Consider the following 22764-nt stretch of genomic DNA (forward strand, 5'->3'; position numbering starts at 1 on the left):
TGCGGTGCAGACGGGTAAAAACAGCAGTTTTACCTTAGGAAAAACCTGTAAGCGACGTCATCGGTACTGGATGCGACCCTCCCTGTACTGGATACGACGCCCCCTGTAGGCGTCAGATTTTCACTGGTACATGATCAGTCTCGACTCGTTTGCAAGGCACCGCGCCAGAGCTGTTGTCGCACGCTCCAACCGCAACACTTATAAAGCGCGGCGGATGCCGCCAGAAAAGACACAGGAGTCTACCCACATGAAAGGTTCACCCTCGTTGTTGTTGGCCGCCATGCTGAGTCTGCCAGTCGTGGCATACGCCGCAGAACCGGAACAGTGCAAGACCGTCAACTTCTCCGATGTCGGCTGGACCGACATCACCGTCACCACCGCGACCACCAGCGAGATCCTCAAGGGCCTGGGCTACAAGCCGCGCACCACGATGATTTCGGTACCTGTGACTTACAAGTCCCTGGCCGACGGCAAGAACATGGACATTTTCCTCGGCAACTGGATGCCGACCATGGAAAACGACATCAAGCAGTACCGTGATGCCGGCACCGTGGAAACCGTGCGCGCCAACCTGGAGAACGCCAAGTACACCCTGGCGGTCCCAGAGGCGCTGTATGAGAAGGGCCTGAAAGACTTCGCCGACATCGCCAAATTCAAGGATGAGCTGGGCGGCAAGATCTACGGCATCGAGCCGGGCAACGATGGCAACCGCACCATCCAGACACTGATCGACAAAGATGCCTTCGGCCTGAAAACCGCCGGCTTCAAGGTGGTCGAATCCAGCGAAGCCGGCATGCTCTCCCAGGTTGAACGCGCTTCCAAGCGCAACCAGGCCATCGTGTTCCTCGGCTGGGAACCGCACCCGATGAACACCCGCTTCAAGATGAAGTACCTGACCGGTGGTGACGACTCGTTCGGCCCCAATTACGGCCAGGCCACCATCTACACCAACACCCGCAAAGGCTACACCCAGGAATGCAGCAACGTCGGCCAGTTGCTGAAAAACCTGGTGTTCACCCTCGACATGGAAAGCACCCTGATGGGGAACGTCCTGGACGACAAGATGAAGGCCGACGCTGCCGCCAAGGCCTGGTTGCAGAAGAACCCGCAAGTGCTCGACACCTGGCTCGCCGGTGTCACCACCGTTGATGGCAAACCAGGGCTCGATGCCGTTAAAGCTTACCTCGCCAAATAGCACCCGCTGACCCCAGGCCGGTGCGCTGGCCTGGGATGTTTTCCCCTTCGCATGTGGACATTCACTACCATGCTGACTGAACAGAAAATCCCACTAGGCCAGTACATCGCTGCCTTCGTCGACTGGTTGACCCAACACGGTGCCAACTACTTCGACGCAATCGCATCGACACTGGAAACGATGATCCACGGCGTGACGTTTGCGCTGACCTGGTTCAATCCACTGGCATTGATCGGTCTGATTGCGCTGCTGGCTCACTTTATTCAACGTAAATGGGGACTGACTGTTTTTGTCATCGCCTCCTTCCTGCTGATCCTCAACCTGGGATACTGGCAGGAAACCATGGAAACCCTCGCACAGGTGCTGTTCGCCACCCTGGTCTGCGTGGTCATCGGTGTGCCGCTGGGCATTGTTGCCGCGCATAAACCAATGTTCTACACCATGATGCGGCCGGTACTCGATCTGATGCAGACCGTGCCGACCTTCGTCTACCTCATCCCTACCCTGACCCTCTTCGGGCTGGGTGTGGTGCCTGGGTTGATTTCCACGGTGGTGTTCGCGATTGCCGCGCCGATCCGCCTAACCTACCTGGGTATCCGCGACATCCCGCAAGAATTGATGGACGCCGGCAAGGCCTTTGGCTGCTCGCGCCGCCAGTTGCTCTCGCGCATTGAACTGCCCCACGCCATGCCGAGCATCGCCGCCGGCATTACCCAATGCATCATGCTGTCGTTGTCGATGGTGGTGATCGCGGCCCTGGTAGGCGCCGACGGCCTCGGCAAGCCGGTGGTCAACGCACTCAACACCGCCGATATTGCCCTGGGCTTTGAAGCGGGCCTGGCCATTGTGTTGCTCGCCATCATGCTCGACCGTATCTGCAAACAACCCGACGCTAAAGTAGGGGGTGATGCATGAGCATTATCCGATTCGACAAAGTCGACGTGATCTTTTCCAAAGACCCACGCGAAGCGCTCAAGCTGCTGGACCAGGGCATGAGCCGTAACGAAATTCTGAAGAAGACCGGGCAGATCGTCGGCGTCGAGAACGCCAGCCTGGATATCGAGAAAGGCGAGATCTGTGTGCTGATGGGCCTCTCGGGCTCAGGCAAATCCAGTTTGCTGCGCTGCATCAACGGCCTCAATACCGTCAGCCGTGGCCAGCTGTTTGTGGAGCATGAAGGGCGTCAGATCGACATCGCCTCCTGCACCCCCGCCGAACTGAAAATGATGCGCACCAAACGCATCGCCATGGTGTTTCAGAAGTTCGCCCTGATGCCTTGGTTGACGGTGCGCGAGAACATCAGCTTCGGCCTGGAGATGCAGGGCCGGCCAGAGAAAGAACGACGCACGCTGGTGGACGAGAAACTCGAACTGGTGGGCCTGAGCCAATGGCGCAACAAGAAGCCCGACGAGTTGTCCGGCGGCATGCAGCAGCGCGTCGGCCTGGCTCGCGCCCTGGCGATGGACGCCGATATCCTGCTGATGGACGAACCCTTCTCGGCCCTCGACCCGCTGATCCGCCAAGGCTTGCAAGATGAACTGCTGGAACTGCAACGCAAGTTGAGCAAGACCATCGTGTTCGTCAGCCACGACCTGGATGAAGCGCTGAAACTGGGCAGCCGTATCGCGATCATGAAAGACGGCAAGATCATCCAGTACAGCGTGCCGGAAGAAATCGTACTGAACCCGGCAGACGACTATGTGCGCACCTTCGTCGCGCATACCAACCCGCTGAACGTGCTGTGCGGACGCAGCCTGATGCGCACGCTGGACAACTGCAAGCGCGTGAACGGTTCGGTGTGTCTTGATCCGGGTGGCGACTCCTGGCTGGACCTGGCCGAAGGCAACACCATCCAGGGCGCACGCCAGAATGGCGTGGCGATGAACCTGCAAAACTGGGCGCCAGGGCAGGCCGTGGAAGGCTTGGGCCGCGTACCGACGCTGGTGGACTCGAACATCGGTATGCGCGATGCACTGCAGATTCGCTACCAGACAGGCAACAAGCTGGTGCTGCACGACAACAACAAGGTGGTGGGGATACTGGGGGACAGTGAGCTCTACCATGCCCTCTTAGGCAAGAACTTGGGCTAAGGCCCCAACTGAAGGAATGCGGTCAATGTGGGAGCTGGCTTGCCTGCGATAGCTATGTTGGATTCACCCTTGCTATCGCAGGCAAGCCAGCTCCCACATTCGACCGCATTCAATGCTTGCAACAGCGGCGCCAGTGAGGGCGCCGCCAGCTCAACTATCAGCTATAGACCCGGCCAAGGAGCTGCCGATGGCTTTCAAACTGATCGAGCACATCCCGGGTGATCTGTTCCTGGGTGAAGCCCATCAGGTCATACTCCTGCGGCCCGTTGTGCAGGTACACCTCGGCACGGTAGTAACGGGTGCGCTCTTCTTCAGGCAGGTCAGCCGGCGCCGCCGAGTAGCCATCCAGGCTCACTTCGTAGACAAACGGGTTACCCTCGTCCATCTCGATCCGCACGCCGATGCAGCGTTTGGATTTGCCCAGCAGGGTCTGCACTTCCAGGCCCTGATCACGCAACGCACTCGCGGCTTCTTCCAACGCCGGCGTTACGTGCTTGTCCATAAAGCGCTGCACGGTGGCCTGGCTCGGTTGCAGGTCCAGGGCGCTCAAGCGCTCGCTGAAACCACGACGCCCGCGTTCAGCCAATTGCGCCTGCTCCTGTTCGATGGCCACGTCCTGGCGCATGGCCTTGTGCAAACCGAACATAAAGAACACCAGCACCACCGAGAACGGCAGCCCCGCCAGCACCACCATGGTTTGCATGGCTTCGAAGTTACCGGCAAACAGCAGACCGATGGTCACCAGGGTGATCACCGCCGACCAGAAGATACGCAACCAGTGCGGCGCATCTTCATCCACGTTGCCGCCCTTGCAGGACAGGTTGGCCATCATCACCGCGCCGGAATCCGCCGGGGTCAGGAACAGCACAAAGCCCACGAAGATCGACACGCCGATCACCACTTTCGACGCCGGGTAATGCTCAAGCAGTTGGTAGATGGCCATGGACGGTTGTTCCAGCGCCGTCTTGCCCAACTCCACCGCCCCATGGTTCAACACCAGGTCCAGGGCCGAGTTGCCGAAGATCGACAGCCACGCCAGGGTAAAGCCCAGCGGGATCAGCAATACGCCAGCCACCAGCTCGCGCACGGTACGACCACGGGAAATACGCGCGATGAACATGCCCACAAATGGCGCCCAGGAAATCCACCAGGCCCAGTAGAACAGAGTCCACAGACCCATCCAGCGTTCGGTCTTGGCACCGTCGCCTTCGTACACATACAGGTCGAAGGTTTTCAGCACGATACCGTTGAGGTAATCACCGGTGTTCTGCACCAGGCCATTGAGCAGGTGCAAGGTAGGGCCGAACAACAGCACGAAGATCAGCAAACCGCTGAACAGCACGATGTTGAGGTTGGACAGGCGGCGAATACCGTTTTCCACACCCGACACGGCGGCGATGGTCGCCACGGTGCTCATCACGATGATCACGATCAGCAGGTTGGTATTGCTGTGCTCCATGCCGAACAGGTTTTCCAGCCCCGACGACACCTGCATCGAGCCGATCCCCAGGTTGGTCACCAGCCCCAGCAGGGTCACGAACATGCCGAAACCGTCTACAGCATGCCCCGCCGCGCCCTTCACCCAACGCTCGCCCACCAGCGGGTACAGCGCCGAACGCAGTGCCAGCGGTTGGTTGTGACGGTACGCAAAGTACGCCACGGCCAGGCCGACCAGCGCATAGATCGCCCAGCCGTGCAGGCCCCAGTGCAGGAAGGTCAGTTGCAGCGCCTGGCGTGCCGCGCCATTGCTTGCGGCAGCGCCTTCGGGCGGGTTGAAGTAGTGGTCCAACGGCTCGGACGCACCGAAATACAACAGCGAGATGCCGATACCGGACGAGAACAACATGCCGGCCCAGGCGCCATAGCTGAAGTCTGGGGTATCGTCCTTCGCACCCAGCTTAAGTTTCCCATAGGACGAAAACGCCAGGCCGACCACAAACACCAGGTAGGCGGCGATGACCACCATGTAGTACCAGCCAAAGCTTTTCGACAGCCAGGCCTGTGCGACACCGAGCAGGCGCCCGGCCTCCTGCGGGGCGACGATCAGAATGGCGGTCAACAACAAAATCAGCGCGGTGGAGGTGTAGAACACCCAACCGTTGACCCGGACCTTTTCCGGTGGGGTCTTTATAAGAGAGGCAGAACTCATGGCGCAGATGCTCCAGGCAGTGCGAGAGAGAAACACAAGGCAACGGTTATCCCGGGACATCGATTTTTCGGCAGTCGACGGACGGGTGTTATAAAGACACCCCAAAATTCTTGAGCCCGCCTAAGCGGTGATCAGGCTCTGAAGTGGCCTGTTTCAAGGGTTTTTGCAGGTGTCGAAGGTTGCGGCTCGCAGGTAGGAAACATCTGTAGGCAGCGACCATTTGTCGCAGATCTTATTCTTTGTTGATTGAACGTTCAATCAAAACAAAATAGACTGGCCCTCAAGCCGACGGACGTGGATCGCCCATCGGCAGGCCTAAGGAGAGGTGCTACATGCCCAAGGTCGGTATGCAACCCATACGCCGCCAGCAGTTGATCGAAGCCACGTTGACGGCCATCGATCGGGTCGGGATGGGAGATGCCAGCATTGCGCTGATCGCCCGTCTGGCCGGCGTCTCGAACGGCATCATCAGCCACTACTTTCAGGACAAGAACGGCCTGATCGCAGCGACGATGCGCTACCTGATGAATGCGCTGATCGAGAACGTGCAAGAACGCAGGCGTGCCTTGAAGGATGACAGCCCACGGGCGCACCTTCAGGTGATCATCGAAGGCAACTTCGACGCCAGCCAGGTCAACGGCCCGGCAATGAAAACCTGGCTGGCCTTCTGGGCCACCAGCATGCACCACCCGTCATTGCACAGGTTGCAGCGGATCAACGATCAACGTCTGTATTCCAACCTGTGCTGCCAGTTCCGCCGAGTGCTGCCGCTGCCGCACGCACGCAAAGCAGCCCGAGGCCTGGCGGCCCTGATCGACGGTTTGTGGTTGCGCGGCGCCCTGTCGGGAGACGCTTTCGACACGGAGCAGGCGCAACGGATCGCTTACGAATACATGGATTTCCAATTGGCCAAGCAGGTGAGTTAGAGCACACATAACCGCTCAACCCCTGAACGTCCGCCGCTCAGTGTTGCCACACCCCCATGGCCCACTGTTCGGCGGGTAACGCCAACCACTTATGCACTTGCGAGGACTTTATGGCCCGTTTCGACCTGCAAAAACTCTACATTGACGGCGGCTACAGCGACGCTGGCAGCGATGCCACCTTCGAAGCCATCAACCCGGCTAACGGTGAAGTTCTCGCCCAAGTGCAACGCGCCACCAAAGATGACGTTGAACGTGCCGTGGTCAGCGCTGAAAAAGGCCAGAAAATCTGGGCCGCCATGACCGCCATGGAGCGTTCGCGCATCCTGCGTCGTGCCGTGGACATCCTGCGCGAGCGCAACGATGAACTGGCCGCCCTGGAAACCCTGGACACCGGTAAAGCCTTCTCGGAAACCAAGTACGTCGACATCGTCACCGGCGCTGACGTGCTGGAATACTACGCCGGCCTGGTGCCAGCCATCGAAGGTGAGCAGATCCCACTGCGCGACACTTCCTTCGTCTACACCCGCCGCGAGCCACTGGGCGTAGTCGCCGGTATCGGCGCGTGGAACTACCCGATCCAGATCGCCCTGTGGAAATCCGCACCGGCCCTGGCCGCCGGTAACGCGATGATCTTCAAGCCAAGCGAAGTCACCTCGCTGACCACTCTGAAACTGGCCGAGATCTACACCGAGGCTGGCGTTCCAGCGGGCGTGTTCAACGTACTGACCGGCAGCGGCCGTGAAGTCGGCACCTGGCTGACCGAGCACCCACGCATCGAAAAAGTCTCCTTCACCGGCGGCACCGACACCGGCAAGAAAGTCATGGCCAGCGCGTCGAGTTCCTCGCTCAAGGACGTGACCATGGAGCTGGGCGGCAAGTCCCCGCTGATCATTTTCGACGATGCCGACCTCGACCGCGCCGCCGACACCGCCATGATGGCCAACTTCTACAGCTCCGGTCAGGTCTGCACCAACGGCACCCGCGTGTTCGTGCCCAAGCACCTGCAAGCCGCGTTCGAAGCCAAGATCGTTGAGCGTGTGGCGCGTATTCGCATCGGCAACCCGGAAGACGAAAACACCAACTTCGGCCCGCTGGTCAGCTTCGCCCACATGGAAAGCGTGCTGGGCTACATCGCCAAAGGCAAAGAGCAAGGCGCCCGTCTGCTGTGCGGCGGCGACCGCCTGACCGAGGGTGACTTCGCCAAAGGCGCCTTCGTGGCTCCGACCGTGTTCACCGACTGCACCGATGACATGGTGATCGTGCGTGAAGAAATCTTCGGCCCGGTGATGAGCATCCTCACCTACGAAACCGAAGAAGAAGTGATCCGCCGCGCCAACGACACCGACTTCGGCCTGGCCGCTGGCCTGGTCACCAAGGACCTGAACCGCGCCCACCGCGTGATTCATCAACTGGAAGCCGGTATCTGCTGGATCAACGCCTGGGGCGAGTCCGACGCGAAGATGCCGGTTGGCGGCTACAAGCAGTCGGGCGTGGGCCGTGAGAACGGCATCAGCTCGCTGAACAACTTCACCCGCATCAAATCGGTACAGGTTGAATTGGGCGATTACGCCTCGGTGTTCTAACACCCGAGCCTTGTATTGCCCGTGAGGCCATCGCGGGCAAGCCCGGCTCCCACATTTGTTCTGTGTGAACCCGATCAAATGTGGGAGCTGGTTTGCCTGCGATCGAGTGCTAAGCACTCGCCAGACCTGACCACACTTCAAAGAGGGTACATTCATGTCCCAAGAATACGATTACATCATTGTGGGTGCCGGCTCTGCCGGTAACACCCTGGCGACCCGTCTGACCGAAGACGAAGGCGTCACCGTTTTGCTGCTGGAAGCCGGTGGCCCCGACTACCGCCTCGACTTCCGCACCCAGATGCCAGCCGCCCTGGCCTTCCCGCTGCAAGGCCGCCGCTACAACTGGGCTTACGAAACCGATCCAGAGCCACACATGGACGGCCGCCGAATGGAATGCGGTCGCGGCAAGGGCCTGGGTGGCTCTTCCCTGATCAACGGCATGTGCTACATCCGTGGCAACGCCATGGACTACGACAACTGGTCGAAGCTGCCGGGCCTGGAAGACTGGACCTACCTGGACTGCCTGCCGTATTTCCGCAAAGCCGAAACCCGCGACATCGGCCCCAACGATTGGCACGGTGGCGATGGCCCAGTCAGCGTGACCACGCCGAAAGCGGGCAACAACCCGCTGTTCCACGCCATGGTTGAAGCGGGCGTACAGGCCGGTTACCCACGTACCGAAGACTTGAACGGCTACCAGCAAGAAGGCTTCGGCCCGATGGACCGTACCGTTACGCCGAACGGCCGTCGCGCCAGCACCGCACGCGGTTACCTGGACACGGCAAAAAAGCGTTCGACCCTGACCATCGTCACCCATGCCCTCACTGACAAAGTGTTGTTCGAAGGCAAGCGTGCGGTCGGTGTGCGTTACCTGATCGGCGCCGCCGAAGAGCGTGTTGAAGCCCGTGCGCGCAAAGAAGTGCTGGTGTGCAGCGGCGCAATCGCTTCGCCGCAACTGCTGCAACGCTCCGGTGTCGGCCCGGCCAAACTGCTGGAAAGCCTCGATATCCCGGTGGTCCACGACCTGCCGGGCGTGGGTGAAAACCTGCAGGACCACCTTGAGCTGTACCTGCAATACGCGTGCACCCAGCCAGTGTCGCTGTACCCGTCGCTGCTCTGGTACAACCAGCCGGCAATTGGTGCCGAATGGCTGTTCAACGGCACCGGCATCGGCGCCAGCAACCAGTTCGAAGCGGGCGGTTTCATTCGTACCCGCGAAGAGTTCGAGTGGCCGAACATCCAGTACCACTTCCTGCCGGTGGCGATTAACTACAACGGCAGCAACGGTGTGAAAGAGCACGGTTTCCAGGCGCACATGGGCTCCATGCGTTCGCCAAGCCGTGGCCGTATCCAGCTGAAGTCGAAGAACCCACGGGACTACCCGAGCATCCTCTTCAACTACATGGCCACCGAGCAGGACTGGCAGGAGTTCCGCGACGGCATCCGCCTGACCCGTGAAATCATGCAGCAGCCGGCACTGGACCCGTACCGTGGCCGCGAAATCAGCCCGGGTATCGAAGTGCAAACCGATGAGCAGTTGGACAAGTTCATCCGCGAGCACGCCGAGACCGCGTTCCACCCGTCCTGCTCGTGCAAGATGGGCACCGACGAGATGGCCGTAGTCGATGGCGAAGGCCGCGTACATGGTATGCAGGGCTTGCGGGTGGTCGATGCCTCGATCATGCCGATCATCACCACCGGCAACCTGAACGCGCCGACGATCATGATCGCCGAGAAAATCGCCGACAAGATCCGTGGCCGCAAGCCGCTGCCGCGCAGCACTGCGGATTACTACGTGGCAGGCGATGCGCCGGTGCGTGGCAAGCCGTTGCGTGAAGTGGGGCCGTTGGCGCAGTAACTCCAGCACCGCGGCGCCTGCATCGCAGGCAAGCCAGCTCCCACAGTTGACCGAGTTCGCCTGAACAACTCGGTCAACTGTGGGAGCCGGGCTTGCCCGCGATGAGGCCCGACCAGACACCGCAAAATTACCCGCCGACACTTTCCTTGATCAGCTCCTCGCCCAGGCCTACTCTGTTTGCCTGCCCGCGCCGAGCCGCCCACAAGGAAGGCCCCATGTTCGAACACCACGCCACGCTCAAGAAACACTTCGGTGCCCTGCGCACCACCGCCGAATTTTTCTCCCTGCGCTACGTGCGCGAATCCGGCCAGTACCTGTCGGTACGCAAGAACGTCGCCGAGCCGCCTCACCTGGGCCATGATGAAGGCGCCATGCTCACCGTGCGTCTCAACGGCGTGGAAGCCTACGCCGCGACCAACGATATTTCCCTTGCCGGCCTGCAGGCCGCCCTTGAGCGCGCTGAGCAACAAGCCAGGCTTATCAAGCCCCACGCCCTGCTCGACCTGCACCAGCAACCGGTGTCCAGCGACGTCGCCGACTACCTGTCGCCCGACCTCGACCAGCCCTTCCCGTCCCTGAGCGACTGCTACCAATTGCTCGGCGATGAGTCCGCCGCTGTGCCCGAGGATGAGCGCCTGGCGAGCTGGGAAGTCAGCCTGGGGACCACGCGGGTTGAACAGATCTACCTCAACAGCGCCGGCGCCCAATTGCGTCAGGCCCAGCGCTTTGTCTTTCCGGGCCTGAGTGTGACCGCCTTCGACGGCAACGACAGCCAGACCCGTACCCTGGGCGGTACCAACTTCGGCCAGCAAGGCAGTGCCGGGGTGATCCAGCGTTTTGGCCTGGTGGGCGCCGCCCGCAAGGTGGCCGACGAAGCCCTGCAATTGCTGCTCGCACCGAATACGCCCCACGGCCCGCGTGACCTGCTGCTGATGCCCGACCAGATGATCCTGCAGATCCACGAGTCCATCGGCCATCCGCTGGAGCTGGATCGCATCCTCGGTGACGAGCGCAATTACGCCGGCACCAGTTTTGTGAAAGCCAGCGATTTCGGCCACCTGCAATATGGCTCGCCGCTGCTCAACGTCACCTTCGACCCGGACATCCCCGAACAGCTTGCCAGCTACGCTCATGACGACGACGGCACACCTGCCAGCAAGCAATTTCTGATTCGCGAGGGCCTGCTGCTCAAGCCTTTGGGCGGGGCCTTATCGCAATTTCGCGCCAACCTGCCAGGCGTCGCCAACAGCCGCGCTTGCGGCTGGAACCGTGCACCCATCGACCGCATGGCCAACCTGAATATCGAGCCTGGGGATAAAAGCCTCGCGCAACTGGTGGGCGGCATTGAGAGCGGCATCCTGATGTCGACCAACCGTTCGTGGTCCATCGACGATGCGCGCAACAAGTTCCAGTTCGGCTGCGAGTGGGGCCAGCTGATCGAAAACGGCGAGCTCAAGGGCGTGGTGAAGAACCCCAACTACCGGGCGATTTCTGCGCAGTTCTGGCGCAAGCTCAGCGCGGTAGGCGACGCCAGCACCTTCAAGGTCTTGGGCACGCCGAACTGCGGCAAGGGCGAACCCAACCAGGTGATCCGTGTCGGCCATGCGTCGCCGGCCTGTGTATTCAGCAATGTGGATGTATTTGGGGGCGATGCCTGATGAACCATTTCAAGGCACTGGTGGACTGGCTCAAGCAGGCGGTCACCGATCAAGAACAATTTCACCTCGGCTACGCGGATGAGGCGTCCGAGTTCGTGCGCTTCAACCACGCGCAGGTACGCCAGGCCGGCCAGGTACAGCAGGCCAGCCTGAACCTCAAGCTGATCAACGATGGGCGCCACGCCGACCTGGGTATCACCCTGTCCGGCGAGGCGCAGCTGGATCGCCAGCGCCTGGCGAATGGCCTGCAACAACTGCGCGAAACCTTGCCGCTGTTGCCGCCTGACCCGTACCTGCTGCTGAACCCCGACGCCTGGCACAACCATAACGAACAGCTGCGCCCGCTGCCGGAACTGGCCCAAGTGCTGGACGATATCAGCCGGGCCGCCGATGGCGTGGACCTGGTTGGCTTCTACGCCGCCGGCCCGATCAGCCGCGGTTTCGCCAGCTCATTGGGTGCGTTCGGCTGGCACCGGGCTAACAGCTTCAATTTCGACTTCAGCCTGTTCCACGCCAATGGCGAAGCGGTAAAAGCCAGCTACGCCGGGCACACCTGGAACAGCGTCGAATTCGCCGCCCGTTTCCAACAGGCCCGTGAGCAACTGGCGTTTCTCGGTCGCCCGCTCCACACCCTGGCACCCGGCCAATACCGCGCCTACCTGGCGCCGGCAGCGCTGGAAGAAATCATCAGCATCATCACCTGGGGTGGTTTTTCGGCCCAGGCCATCGCGAGCAAAGGCAGTTCGTTGCAACGCCTGTACGCGGGTGATCAGTCACTGAGCCCGCTGGTGACGGTGGATGAGCAGATCAGCGGCTCCCTGAGCCAGGCGTTTTCCACTGAAGGCTACCCGCGCAAGGATGTCACCCTGATCAACGCAGGCAAGGCCGAGGGCCAGTTGATCAACTCTCGCAGCGCCGCCGAATACGGCTTGAGCACCAACGGCGCCAGCAGCGACGAGTCGCCCAGCGCCTTGCAAATGGCCGCAGGCAACCTGGCCCAGGCCGATATTCTCAAGCAGTTGGGCACAGGGCTGTATATCAGCAACCTCTGGTACCTGAACTACTCCGACCTGCCGGCAGCGCGCCTGACCGGCATGACGCGCTTTGCGACCTTCTGGGTGGAGAATGGCGAAATCAAGGCACCGGTCAGCACCATGCGCTTTGATGACAGTGTTTACAGCCTGCTTGGCTCACAGCTTGAAGCGTTGACCACTGATCGAGAACTGCTGCTGTCGCCCAGTACCTACAGCCAGCGTAATACTGCCTCCAATCTATTGCCGGGAGCCTTGATCAAGCGTTTGACCCTGACCTTATAAATCTTGCCACCCGCCCACGTGCCTGCACGTGATGCATGACCTTGCCTGGACTGGGCAAGCTGGAGTCTTGAGATGAACCATGGAAGTTTCGTCATAGAAAAACTGTTCAAGCAATACAACGTTCACGTGGAGCAACTGGGTAACGACCCACATAGAAAAACCGTACTGATGGTCAATGGCGCGTTATCCACCACGCGCTCCTTTGCCCGTACCAGCAAATGCCTGGCCGAGCACTTCAATGTGCTGCTGTTCGACTTGCCCTTCTCTGGCTTGTCACGCGAGCACAACACCGAACTCGACCTGGTCACCAAGGACGACGAGGTGCAAATCCTGCGTGCCTTGGTGGATCGCTTTGAGGTCAACCATCTAGTCTCGGCCTCCTGGGGCGGCATCTCCACGCTGTTGACCCTGGCGCATAACCCGCCCTCCATCGAAAGCTCGGTGGTGATGGCGCTGGCGCCCAACCTCAACCAGGCGATGCTGGAGTATGTCGAGCGTGTGCGTGTGCTGATCGAGGCCGATGACAAGTCGGCGGTCGGCCATCTGCTCAACGAAACGGTTGGCAAATACCTGTCGCCGCGCCTCAAGCGCAACAACCATCGGCACCTGTCGACCATGGCCACCACCGAGTACCGCCAGGCGCGCTTTCATATCCATCAAGTGTTGGCCTTGGGTGATGGCAATTACCTGCCGGCGCTCAAGCAGATTGAAACACCGGTGCACTTTCTCAACGGCGCACTGGACGAATACACGCCGGCTGACGAGGCCCAGCTGTTCAAACACTACGTAGGCCGCAGCAGCTTTGCGGTGGCCGAACACACCGGCCATCTGCTCGACCTGGAGTCCCGCGAATCCGCGCTGGCAGTACATCGGGCGTTGCTGGATTTCCTGGTGGGCGAACATGTGACATTGTCAGCTATAGACGAACCGCCAGTGGGAAAAGGCGCGACGGATGGCGCATAATCGCCGACACATAGCCTGCTAATTAAAAGGGATCCCATGCCGAATCGTGCCCCTCTCGATGCCAAGACTGCCCGCTGGCTCCCCTGGGTGGTAGCGATTGCCTTCTTCATGCAGTCGCTGGACGGGACGATTCTCAACACCGCGCTGCCGGCCATGGCGCAGGACCTCGCGGAAAACCCGCTGCGCATGCAAGGGGTGGTGATCGCCTACATGCTCACCGTTGCCTTGCTGATTCCGGCATCGGGCTGGATCGCTGACCGCTTTGGCACCAAGAAGATTTTCTTTGGCGCGATCATGCTGTTCAGCATCGGGTCGCTGCTGTGTGCGCTGTCCAGTAGCTTGAGCATGCTGGTGGGCGCACGGGTGATCCAGGGCCTGGGCGGTGCGCTGATGCTGCCGGTCGGGCGGCTGGTGGTACTACGGGCTTATCCACGCTCCGAGCTGGTGCGGATCATGGGCTTCATCACAATTCCAGGCCTGCTCGGCCCCTTGCTTGGCCCGACAATGGGCGGCTGGATGGTGCAATACCTGACCTGGCACTGGATCTTCCTGATCAACCTGCCGGTGGGCATGATCGGCTGCTACGCCGTGTGGAAATTCATCCCCGACCTGCGCGGCAGCGAGCGCACGCGCTTCGACGGCCTGGGCTTTCTGCTGTTCGGCGCGGCGATGGTGTTGATCACTATCGCCATGGAGGGCCTGGGCGAACTGCATCTGCCACACCTGCGCGTGATATTGCTGCTGTTCGGCGGGTTCGCCTGCCTGGCGGCGTACTGGCTGCGCGCCGGGCATATCGATAACCCGCTGTTCTCGCCGGTGCTGTTCAAGACGCGCACCTTTGCCGTGGGGATCCTGGGCAATCTGTTTGCGCGCCTGGGCAGCGGCGCCTTGCCGTTCCTGGTGCCGCTGCTGTTACAAGTGGCGCTGGGCTATTCGCCGTCGGAAGCCGGGATGAGCATGTTGCCGCTGGCGGCGGCGGCGATGTTCGCCAAGTCCATCGCACGCCCGCTTATCGAGCGCCTCGGCTACCGCATCGTCCTGACCGGCAACACCCTGGCCCTGGGCCTGATGCTGGCGAGCATGGGCTTGGTCAGCGAACAAACGCCCTACCCGCTGCTGTTGGCCATGCTGGCGGTACTGGGGGCCATCAACTCCCTGCAATTTACCGCGATGAACACCGTCACCCTGATCGACCTCGACGACGCCCAGGCCAGCAGCGGCAACAGCTTGCTGTCGGTGGTGGCGCAGTTGTCCCTCAGCCTCGGCGTGGCCTGTGCCGGCGCGTTGCTTGGCGGGTTTACTGCCGAGGCCGGCAATGACGGTGTGGAAAGTGTCCTCGGCGCGTTCCAGCTGACCTTCCTCACCGTGGGCATCATGGCGATGCTGGCGGCGGCGATCTTCCTGCAACTGTCGCCTAAAGACGGCAAACGGGTGGTCAGCCGCGAGCACGATATCGAGCACTAACGGGCGTCTCGTCGAGAACTTGCGAGGAAAATCCCACGAGACTGGTACACTGCGCGACATTTTGTTTTGCAGAGCCAGTCCCGTGACTACCATCGCCACCGCTTTTAATACTTTGCCCCTGTCCGCCGCCATGCTGGCTAACCTCGACTCGCTGGGTTACGTCGAGATGACGCAGATCCAGGCGCAAAGCTTGCCGGTGATCCTCAAAGGGCTGGACCTCATTGCCCAGGCCAAGACCGGCAGCGGCAAGACTGCCGCATTCGGCATCGGCCTGCTGAACCCGATCAACCCGCGCTACTTCGGGTGCCAGGCGCTGGTGATGTGCCCGACCCGCGAACTGGCCGACCAGGTCGCCAAGGAAATCCGCCGCCTGGCCCGTGCCGAAGACAACATCAAGGTACTGACCCTGTGCGGCGGCGTGTCCCTCGGCCCGCAGATCGCCTCCCTGGAGCATGGCGCCCACGTTATCGTCGGCACCCCGGGACGCATCCAGCAGCACCTGCGTAAAGGTTCTCTGGTGCTGGACGGCTTGAACACCCTGATTCTCGACGAAGCCGACCGCATGCTCGACATGGGCTTCTACGACGCCATCGAAGACATCATCAGCAAGACCCCACCGCGCCGCCAGACCCTGCTGTTCTCGGCCACCTACCCGGTGAGCATCAAGCAACTGGCCTCCAAGTTCATGCGTGCGCCTCAGCAAGTGAAAGCCGAAGCGTTCCACTCCGACGACCAGATCGAACAACGCTTCTACGAGATCTCCCCGGAAGAGCGCATGGACGCCGTGACCAAGGTGCTGGCGCACTTCCGCCCGGCCTCCTGCGTGGCGTTCTGCTTTACCAAGCAGCAAGTGCAGGAAACCGTCGACCACCTGACGTCCAAGGGCATTTCCGCTGTTGGCCTGCATGGTGACCTGGAACAGCGCGACCGTGACCAGGTATTGGCGATGTTCGCCAACCGCAGCACCTCGGTGCTGGTGGCAACCGACGTCGCCGCTCGAGGCCTGGACATCGACGCCCTGGACATGGTGATCAACGTCGAACTGGCCCGCGACTCGGAAATTCACATCCACCGTGTAGGCCGTACCGGCCGTGCCGGTGAGACCGGCATCGCCATCAGCCTGGTGGCGCCGTCCGAAGCCCACCGCGCCCAGGCCATCGAGCAACTGCAGAAGTCGCCGCTGAACTGGGACCAACTGGACAACCTCAAGCCGCAAAGCGGTGGCCCGCTGTTGCCGCAGATGAGCACCCTGTGCATCGCTGCCGGGCGTAAGGACAAGGTTCGCCCAGGCGACATTCTCGGCGCATTGACCGGTGAAGCCGGCATTCCGGGTGCCCAGGTCGGCAAGATCGCTATCTTTGATTTCCAGGCCTTCGTGGCCGTGGAACGCGGCATCGCCAAGCAGGCGTTGCAGCGTTTGAATGATGGCAAGATCAAGGGCCGTTCGCTGCGCGTGCGCATTTTGTAATAACACCGAGTTCCCATTACAGGAACCGAATGAATGTGGGAGCTGGCTTGCCTGCGATAGCGACGGTGAATCCACTACCGCTATCGCAGGCAAGCCAGCTCCCACAGGGTTGATGGCATTTCAAATCAATAGTTTTGTGAGGACATGGCTGTGCGCTCGACCGAAGTTGTGATCATTGGCGCCGGCGCCGCAGGCTTGATGTGCGCGCTGACCGCCGCCGGGCGTGGGCGCAAGGTGATGTTGATCGACCACGCCAACAAGGCCGGCAAGAAAATCCTGATGTCCGGTGGCGGCCGCTGCAACTTCACCAACATGTACACCGAGCCGGCCAACTTCCTCTCGCACAACGCGCACTTCTGCAAATCGGCCCTGGCCCGTTATACACAGTGGGATTTTATCGGGCTGGTGGCCAAGCACGGCGTGCCGTACCACGAGAAGAAACTCGGCCAGCTGTTCTGCGACAACAAGTCCAGCGACATCCTCGGCATGCTGCTCGACGAGTGCATCCAGACCGGCGCGAGCCTGCACCTGGACACCTCCATCGAGGCAATCGCCAAGCTCGAAAGCGGCTATCAACTGCAAACCACCCTGGGTGAACTGCGCTGTGAATCCCTGGTGATCGCCACGGGCGGTTTGTCGATCCCGACGCTGGGCGCCACCGGTTTCGGTTACCAAGTGGCCAGGCAATTCGGCCATGAACTGCTGCCGACCCGCGCCGGGCTCGTGCCGTTCACCATCACCAACCAGCTCAAGGAGTTGTGCGGCGAGCTGTCCGGCACCTCGGTCGACTGCCTGGTGAGCTGCAACGGCCAGAGTTTTCGCGAGAACATCCTGTTCACCCATCGCGGCCTGAGCGGGCCGGCGATCTTGCAGATTTCCTCGTATTGGCACCCCGGCGACACGGTGGAAATCAACCTGCTGCCCGACCACGACGCCCATGCCTGGCTGCAACAGCAACAGGCCGAACACCCCAACAGCGAGTTGAAAACCCTGCTGGGCGAGATCTTCACCAAGAAGATGGCCAACCTGCTGGCCCAAAGCTGGTTCGAATCCAAGCCGATGAAGCAGTACACCCACGCTGAAATGGCCGATATCGCGCAAAAGCTGGGGAGCTGGCAACTGGTACCGGCCGGCACCGAGGGTTATCGCACTGCCGAGGTGACATTGGGCGGGGTGGATACGCGGGAAGTGTCGTCCAAGACCATGGAATCGCTGAAAAGCCCCGGCCTGTACTTTATCGGCGAAGTGCTGGATGTGACCGGCCACCTGGGCGGGTTCAATTTCCAGTGGGCCTGGGCCTCGGGTTACGCGGCCGCGCAATACGCCTGACCTTCATCTTGAAATGCAATCCCACAGGGGTTTTGCAGTGATCCTGAAAATTTTGCTGTCCGATGTGATCGCCACGCTTGCCGTGGCGTCATTACTGGCTCAATTTAGCGACAACGTCCCGGAAGACTCCAGACTTCATGTCATCGACCTCGTTCAAGCAGTCCATGCGGCGCCTGTGGGCGCTGGATAAATTCAGCTACAGCGTACGGGTGTTCATCGCCCTCACCGGCAGCATGGCATTGTGTTGGTACCAGGATGAAATGACGCTGCTGATCCCGCTATTCCTGGGGATTATCGCCAGCGCCCTGGCCGAGACCGATGACAGCTGGCAAGGCCGTCTCAATGCGCTGGCGGTGACACTGGTGTGTTTCAGCATCGCCGCGCTGTCGGTAGAACTGCTGTTCCCCTACCCCTGGATATTTGCCGTCGCCCTGGCCGTGGCCAGTTTCGGCCTGACCATGCTCGGCGCACTGGGCGAACGCTATGGCGCGATTGCCTCGGCCACCTTGATTCTGTCGGTCTACACCATGATCGGCGTGGACCAGCGCGGCGGCGCCGTCACGGATTTCTGGCATGAGCCGCTGCTGCTGGTGGCCGGTGCCGCCTGGTACGGCGTGCTGTCCGTGCTGTGGCAGGCGCTGTTTTCCAACCAGCCGGTGCAGCAGAGCCTGGCGCGGTTGTTCCGCGAGCTGGGGCGTTACCTCAAGCTCAAGTCATCGTTGTTCGAACCGATCCGGCAGCTGGATGTGGAAGCGCGACGCCTGGAATTGGCCCAGCAAAATGGCCGAGTAGTGGCTGCACTGAATGCCGCGAAGGAAATCATCCTGCACCGCGTCGGCAATGGCCGACCGGGCTCGAAGGTCAGCCGCTACCTGAAACTGTACTTCCTGGCCCAGGACATCCACGAGCGCGCCAGTTCCTCCCACTACCCCTACAACGCCCTCACTGAAGCCTTCTTCCATAGCGATGTGCTGTTTCGCTGCCAGCGCTTGCTGCGCCAGCAAGGCAAGGCCTGCCAGACCCTGGCTGAGTCGATCCAACTGCGCCAACCGTTCATCTATGACGACAGCTTTGCCCAAGCCCTGGGCGACCTCAACGCGTCCCTGGAGCACCTGCGCATCCAGAGCAACCCAGCCTGGCGTGGCCTGCTGCGTTCACTTCGAGCCTTGGCGGCCAACCTGTCCACCCTCGACCGCCTGCTGGGCGACGCCAGCAACCCCGATGCCCTGGCGGACGCCACCGACAGTAACCTGCTGGACCGCGCCCCGCGCAACCTCAAGGAAATGTGGACGCGCCTGCGCACCCAACTGACGCCCACCTCGCTGCTGTTTCGCCACGCCCTGCGCCTGTCCCTGGCGTTGACCGTCGGCTACGCCACCCTGCACGCCATTCACGCGTCTCAGGGTTACTGGATCATCCTCACCACCCTGTTCGTGTGCCAACCGAGCTACGGCGCCACCCGGCGCAAGCTCGGCCAGCGGATTATCGGCACCGCCATCGGCCTCACCGTGGCCTGGGCGCTGTTTGATCTGTTCCCCAACCCGGTGGTGCAGTCGATGTTCGCTATCGCCGCGGGCCTGGTGTTCTTTATCAACCGCACCACCCGCTACACCCTGGCAACGGCGGCGATCACCCTGATGGTGCTGTTCTGCTTCAACCAGGTGGGCGATGGCTACGGGCTGTTCCTGCCGCGCCTGTTCGATACCTTGCTCGGCAGCCTGATCGCGGGCCTGGCGGTGTTCCTGTTTTTGCCGGACTGGCAAGGCCGACGCTTGAACAAAGTGCTGGCCAACACCCTGACCTGCAACAGCATCTACCTGCGCCAGATCATGCAGCAATACGCCGCCGGCAAGAGTGACGACCTGGCTTACCGCCTGGCCCGCCGCAACGCCCACAACGCCGATGCCGCGTTGTCCACCACCCTGGCGAATATGCTGATGGAGCCGGGGCACTTCCGTAAGGAAGCCGACGTGGGCTTCCGCTTCCTGGTGCTGTCTCACACCTTGCTCAGCTACTTATCCGGATTGGGTGCACACCGCGATACTCAGCTACCGACCGACGTACGCGAGCACTTGATCGAAGGCGCGGGCAACAGCCTGGCGACGAGCATCGATGAGATCGCCACCGGCCTGGCCAATAAACAGCCGATTGCGATCCAGAGTGATGCCGAGGAAGGGTTGGCGGCCGAGCTGGAGCAAATGCCCGATGAGATCGATGAGGCGCAGCGGTTGGTGCAGACGCAGTTGGCGTTGATTTGCCGGCAGTTGGGGCCGTTGCGTACGTTGGCGGCGCATCTGATCAAGGAGACCGGCGCGGCTTAGACCGCTATCGCAGGCAAGCCAGCTCCCACATTTGACCGAGTTCCAATATAAGAAGGCGGGCAAAATGTGGGAGCCGGGCTGGCCCGGGATGAGGCCCGCAAGCACGCTACATCCCATGCGCCTTCATCAAGCGCGCATAACTGCCATCAGCCTTCATCCTGGCAATCTCCCGATCAAAGCTGGCAACGATTTGCGCATGCTCGGGGTTCTTCAAACTGACCAGAATATGCAGGCTGTTCTCGCTCAACGGCTTGCCCACAAACGCCACGGCATTGCGCACCCGCGGCGACTCCCGAGCCAGGTAATAGCGCGCTACGTATTCGTCTTCCAGCGTCAACCGCACACGCCGCGCCGCGAGCATGCGCACCGCCATGGCGAAGTTGTGCACCGGTACTTTCTGTAGCTGGGTGTCTTGATCGAACGCAGCCGAGTAAGCGTAACCGCGTACCACGGCGATGGTCTCGTCGTGCAGTCGGGCCAGGTTCTGATAAACGATGTCATCGTCGCTGCGCTTGAGAAAGCGCACACGGTTAAGCAGGTACTCAGCAGAAAATTGGCCAAACTGCGTGCGGGCCTCGTCGTACCAGGCGTTGATCAGCACATCGTAGCGCCCATCGCCCACGCCCTTGAGCGCACGAGCCCAAGGCACCTGTTCAAAATCACTCGCGTACCCCGCACGAGCCAGGGCCGTGCTGACGATATCCGTGGCCAAGCCGCCATTGATCAAGGTGGCATCGGTGAATGGCGGCCAGCCATCCGCCACCAGACGCAGACGCTGTGCCAGCACTGGTTGGGCCAGTAGCAGCACTGCGATCAAAGCAACGGCACGAGTCAATCGCGGCATGCTCAAAGTCCTTGGCGGGCAGGCGGTGGCCTGATAACAGTAGCTCATCAATAAGCTTGCATTGCAGATTACACAAAGAAGCCAACGGCGCACGCACTGAATGATGGCAAATTGACGCCATTCACACATTTGTCAATTTTAGACAGCGGCGCCCGTCACGCTTACTATCCAGGCACGTCTTTATAAGAGCACACATCATGACGGTTGATTGGGTTTGCAAACATCACGACGACTTGGGCAAGGACCAGCTGTATGCCGTCCTGCGCTTGCGCAGCGAGGTATTCGTCGTCGAGCAGAAATGCGCGTATCAGGACATCGACGGGCAGGACCTGGCGGGGGACACCCACCACCTGATGGCCTGGAATGATAACGAGCTGGTGGCTTACCTGCGGCTGCTGGACCCGGAGACCCAGGGCGGCGATGTGGTGATTGGCCGCGTCATCGTTTCGCCAGCGGCACGGGGCACCGGGCTGGGGCATCAAATGCTGGAAGAGGCGCTTGAGCGTATTGAGGATATCTGGCCGCAAACGCCGATTTTTCTCTCGGCCCAGGCGCACTTGCAGGGGTATTACGGGCGGTATGGGTTTGTGGTGGCGGGTGAGGAATATCTGGAGGACGATATTCCACATATTGGTATGCGGCGCCTCTGAGCGCGCCATCGCAGGCAAGCCAGCTCCCACATTGGAACGCATTCAACTGTGGGAGCCGGGCTTGCCCGCGATAGCGTCAGTCCTGCCAAAGCCGACCTTCAGGGATAGCCCAACACCTGCTTGATCGACGCCAGATTAGCCTCGATCCACCCCCGATCAATCGCCCCCCAGTCCCGGATCCGATAGCGCCCGGCATGGTGACGCGCACCGTCCTCCTGCTCGAACTCACACACAATATCCAGGTCGGTCAACGCCGCAATGGTGTCCTGGGCGGTACGCCGAGGCATGCCGGTGGCCTCGGTCAGCGCCGGGACGCTGCTGGCCAGTTGGCTGTCGATCAAGTACGCCACGTACAGGCGGCGGTAGAAGCTGCTTTTGGTCTTGCTCACATCCATGGTCAGTCGCCTTGGGGTTAGGGCTTGCCCTGCAAATCGCGCCAGGTGAGGTACACACGCAGGTCAAATTCCACCTGATGGTAGCCCGGCATCATGTATTGGCAGAGTTTATAGAACGCCTTGTTGTGGTCCGACTCCTTGAAGTGAGCCAACTCGTGTACCACGATCATGCGCAGAAACTCCGGGGCCGCCTCCTTGAACAGCGACGCGATGCGAATCTCTTTCTTGGATTTGAGATTACCGCCCTGCACCCGGGAAATCGTGGTGTGCAAACCCAAGGCACGATGGGTCAGGTCCAGGCGGTTGTCGAACAGCACCTTGTCGATAGACGGCGCGTTACGCAGGTGCTCCTGCTTCAAGGCCAGGGCATAGGCGTACAGGGCCTTGTCGCTCTGCACCCCATGGCGTTCGGGGTAGCGCTGTTCCAGGTAAGCCCCCAACTGGTCCTTGGCGATCAGTTGGCGCACTTGCTCCTGGAGCGCGGCGGGATAGGCCTGGAGGTATTTCAACGCGGTCATGGGCTCTGCAACGCAATTGGGACGGGCGCCAGTGTAG

The 22764-nt window shown here is 61.0% G+C and carries 18 protein-coding genes; 14 read left to right on the top strand and 4 right to left on the bottom strand.

Annotated features, from left to right (window positions below):
* Nucleotides 1-247 precede the first annotated feature (247 nt).
* The 3 genes from BOP96_RS02635 (at nucleotide 248) to choV (ending at nucleotide 3285) form a co-directional block, all read left to right on the top strand.
* Complete coding sequence (locus BOP96_RS02635) at nucleotides 248-1195, top strand: choline ABC transporter substrate-binding protein (protein WP_019817457.1); 948 nt, start codon at nucleotides 248-250, stop codon at nucleotides 1193-1195.
* 69 nt (nucleotides 1196-1264) lie between these two features.
* Nucleotides 1265-2110 (top strand): choline ABC transporter permease subunit, encoded by an 846-nt coding sequence (choW, locus tag BOP96_RS02640; RefSeq protein ID WP_073451773.1) that lies wholly within the window; start codon nucleotides 1265-1267, stop codon nucleotides 2108-2110.
* Complete coding sequence (gene choV, locus BOP96_RS02645; RefSeq protein WP_014720259.1) at nucleotides 2107-3285, top strand: choline ABC transporter ATP-binding protein; 1179 nt, start codon at nucleotides 2107-2109, stop codon at nucleotides 3283-3285. The genes choW and choV overlap by 4 nt, the downstream gene beginning before the upstream one ends.
* A gap of 157 nt (nucleotides 3286-3442) precedes the next feature.
* Here the strand turns inward: choV and BOP96_RS02650 are convergent, their stop codons facing one another.
* Nucleotides 3443-5377, bottom strand: coding sequence for a BCCT family transporter (locus BOP96_RS02650; protein ID WP_224796996.1), 1935 nt, complete (start codon nucleotides 5375-5377; stop codon nucleotides 3443-3445).
* A 389-nt stretch (nucleotides 5378-5766) separates the two neighbouring features.
* Here BOP96_RS02650 and betI point away from each other — a divergent pair, with 389 nt between their 5' ends.
* The 10 genes from betI (at nucleotide 5767) to yccS (ending at nucleotide 20320) form a co-directional block, all read left to right on the top strand.
* Entirely contained in the window at nucleotides 5767-6360 is a 594-nt protein-coding gene (gene betI / locus BOP96_RS02655; RefSeq protein WP_003194919.1) for a transcriptional regulator BetI, read from the top strand.
* A 110-nt stretch (nucleotides 6361-6470) separates the two neighbouring features.
* Nucleotides 6471-7943 (top strand): betaine-aldehyde dehydrogenase, encoded by a 1473-nt coding sequence (betB, locus tag BOP96_RS02660; protein ID WP_014720261.1) that lies wholly within the window; start codon nucleotides 6471-6473, stop codon nucleotides 7941-7943.
* Between the two features lie 154 nt (nucleotides 7944-8097).
* The gene (gene betA / locus BOP96_RS02665; protein WP_014720262.1) at nucleotides 8098-9801 is read left to right on the top strand and encodes a choline dehydrogenase; all 1704 of its coding nucleotides are present in this window, start codon (nucleotides 8098-8100) and stop codon (nucleotides 9799-9801) included.
* Between the two features lie 215 nt (nucleotides 9802-10016).
* Nucleotides 10017-11459 carry a TldD/PmbA family protein gene (locus BOP96_RS02670; RefSeq protein ID WP_073451775.1) on the top strand — a complete coding sequence of 481 codons (1443 nt, stop codon included), beginning with the start codon at nucleotides 10017-10019 and terminating at the stop codon, nucleotides 11457-11459.
* On the top strand, nucleotides 11459-12775 hold the full coding sequence (locus tag BOP96_RS02675) for a TldD/PmbA family protein (RefSeq protein ID WP_073451777.1): 1317 nt from the start codon (nucleotides 11459-11461) through the stop codon (nucleotides 12773-12775). The genes BOP96_RS02670 and BOP96_RS02675 overlap by 1 nt, the downstream gene beginning before the upstream one ends.
* 72 nt (nucleotides 12776-12847) lie before the next feature.
* Entirely contained in the window at nucleotides 12848-13738 is an 891-nt protein-coding gene (locus BOP96_RS02680; RefSeq protein ID WP_014720265.1) for an alpha/beta fold hydrolase, read from the top strand.
* Between the two features lie 36 nt (nucleotides 13739-13774).
* Entirely contained in the window at nucleotides 13775-15202 is a 1428-nt protein-coding gene (mdtD, locus tag BOP96_RS02685; protein ID WP_014720266.1) for a multidrug transporter subunit MdtD, read from the top strand.
* Nucleotides 15203-15332: 130 nt separating this feature from the next.
* The gene (dbpA, locus tag BOP96_RS02690; RefSeq protein ID WP_229999345.1) at nucleotides 15333-16670 is read left to right on the top strand and encodes an ATP-dependent RNA helicase DbpA; all 1338 of its coding nucleotides are present in this window, start codon (nucleotides 15333-15335) and stop codon (nucleotides 16668-16670) included.
* A gap of 150 nt (nucleotides 16671-16820) precedes the next feature.
* Nucleotides 16821-17999: an NAD(P)/FAD-dependent oxidoreductase gene (locus BOP96_RS02695; protein ID WP_073451878.1), complete on the top strand. Its 1179-nt coding sequence runs from the start codon at nucleotides 16821-16823 to the stop codon at nucleotides 17997-17999.
* Nucleotides 18000-18136: 137 nt separating this feature from the next.
* Nucleotides 18137-20320 (top strand): YccS family putative transporter, encoded by a 2184-nt coding sequence (yccS, locus tag BOP96_RS02700; protein ID WP_019817463.1) that lies wholly within the window; start codon nucleotides 18137-18139, stop codon nucleotides 20318-20320.
* A gap of 106 nt (nucleotides 20321-20426) precedes the next feature.
* Here yccS and BOP96_RS02705 read toward each other — a convergent pair whose 3' ends face one another.
* Entirely contained in the window at nucleotides 20427-21164 is a 738-nt protein-coding gene (locus tag BOP96_RS02705) for a substrate-binding periplasmic protein (RefSeq protein ID WP_014720270.1), read from the bottom strand.
* 197 nt (nucleotides 21165-21361) lie between these two features.
* Between BOP96_RS02705 and BOP96_RS02710 the strand changes: the two genes are divergently transcribed.
* Nucleotides 21362-21814 (top strand): GNAT family N-acetyltransferase, encoded by a 453-nt coding sequence (locus tag BOP96_RS02710; RefSeq protein ID WP_014720271.1) that lies wholly within the window; start codon nucleotides 21362-21364, stop codon nucleotides 21812-21814.
* Between the two features lie 98 nt (nucleotides 21815-21912).
* Here the strand turns inward: BOP96_RS02710 and BOP96_RS02715 are convergent, their stop codons facing one another.
* Both BOP96_RS02715 and BOP96_RS02720 read right to left on the bottom strand, forming a co-directional pair.
* Nucleotides 21913-22209 (bottom strand): winged helix-turn-helix domain-containing protein, encoded by a 297-nt coding sequence (locus BOP96_RS02715; RefSeq protein ID WP_073451780.1) that lies wholly within the window; start codon nucleotides 22207-22209, stop codon nucleotides 21913-21915.
* A gap of 17 nt (nucleotides 22210-22226) precedes the next feature.
* Entirely contained in the window at nucleotides 22227-22727 is a 501-nt protein-coding gene (locus tag BOP96_RS02720) for a M48 metallopeptidase family protein (RefSeq protein ID WP_014720273.1), read from the bottom strand.
* Nucleotides 22728-22764: the final 37 nt, after the last annotated feature.

This window comes from Pseudomonas sp. FSL W5-0203 (assembly GCF_001896155.1).
GTDB classification, from domain to species: Bacteria; Pseudomonadota; Gammaproteobacteria; order Pseudomonadales; family Pseudomonadaceae; genus Aquipseudomonas; species Aquipseudomonas paracarnis.

Coding starts and splice junctions, on each gene's coding strand:
- BOP96_RS02635 (WP_019817457.1), top strand. CDS start 248: ATGAAAGGTTCACCCTCGTTGTTGTTGGCCGCCATGCTGAGTCTGCCA.
- choW (WP_073451773.1), top strand. CDS start 1,265: ATGCTGACTGAACAGAAAATCCCACTAGGCCAGTACATCGCTGCCTTC.
- choV (WP_014720259.1), top strand. CDS start 2,107: ATGAGCATTATCCGATTCGACAAAGTCGACGTGATCTTTTCCAAAGAC.
- betI (WP_003194919.1), top strand. CDS start 5,767: ATGCCCAAGGTCGGTATGCAACCCATACGCCGCCAGCAGTTGATCGAA.
- betB (WP_014720261.1), top strand. CDS start 6,471: ATGGCCCGTTTCGACCTGCAAAAACTCTACATTGACGGCGGCTACAGC.
- betA (WP_014720262.1), top strand. CDS start 8,098: ATGTCCCAAGAATACGATTACATCATTGTGGGTGCCGGCTCTGCCGGT.
- BOP96_RS02670 (WP_073451775.1), top strand. CDS start 10,017: ATGTTCGAACACCACGCCACGCTCAAGAAACACTTCGGTGCCCTGCGC.
- BOP96_RS02675 (WP_073451777.1), top strand. CDS start 11,459: ATGAACCATTTCAAGGCACTGGTGGACTGGCTCAAGCAGGCGGTCACC.
- BOP96_RS02680 (WP_014720265.1), top strand. CDS start 12,848: ATGAACCATGGAAGTTTCGTCATAGAAAAACTGTTCAAGCAATACAAC.
- mdtD (WP_014720266.1), top strand. CDS start 13,775: ATGCCGAATCGTGCCCCTCTCGATGCCAAGACTGCCCGCTGGCTCCCC.
- dbpA (WP_229999345.1), top strand. CDS start 15,333: ATGCTGGCTAACCTCGACTCGCTGGGTTACGTCGAGATGACGCAGATC.
- yccS (WP_019817463.1), top strand. CDS start 18,137: ATGTCATCGACCTCGTTCAAGCAGTCCATGCGGCGCCTGTGGGCGCTG.
- BOP96_RS02705 (WP_014720270.1), bottom strand. CDS start 21,164: ATGCCGCGATTGACTCGTGCCGTTGCTTTGATCGCAGTGCTGCTACTG.
- BOP96_RS02710 (WP_014720271.1), top strand. CDS start 21,362: ATGACGGTTGATTGGGTTTGCAAACATCACGACGACTTGGGCAAGGAC.
- BOP96_RS02715 (WP_073451780.1), bottom strand. CDS start 22,209: ATGGATGTGAGCAAGACCAAAAGCAGCTTCTACCGCCGCCTGTACGTG.
- BOP96_RS02720 (WP_014720273.1), bottom strand. CDS start 22,727: ATGACCGCGTTGAAATACCTCCAGGCCTATCCCGCCGCGCTCCAGGAG.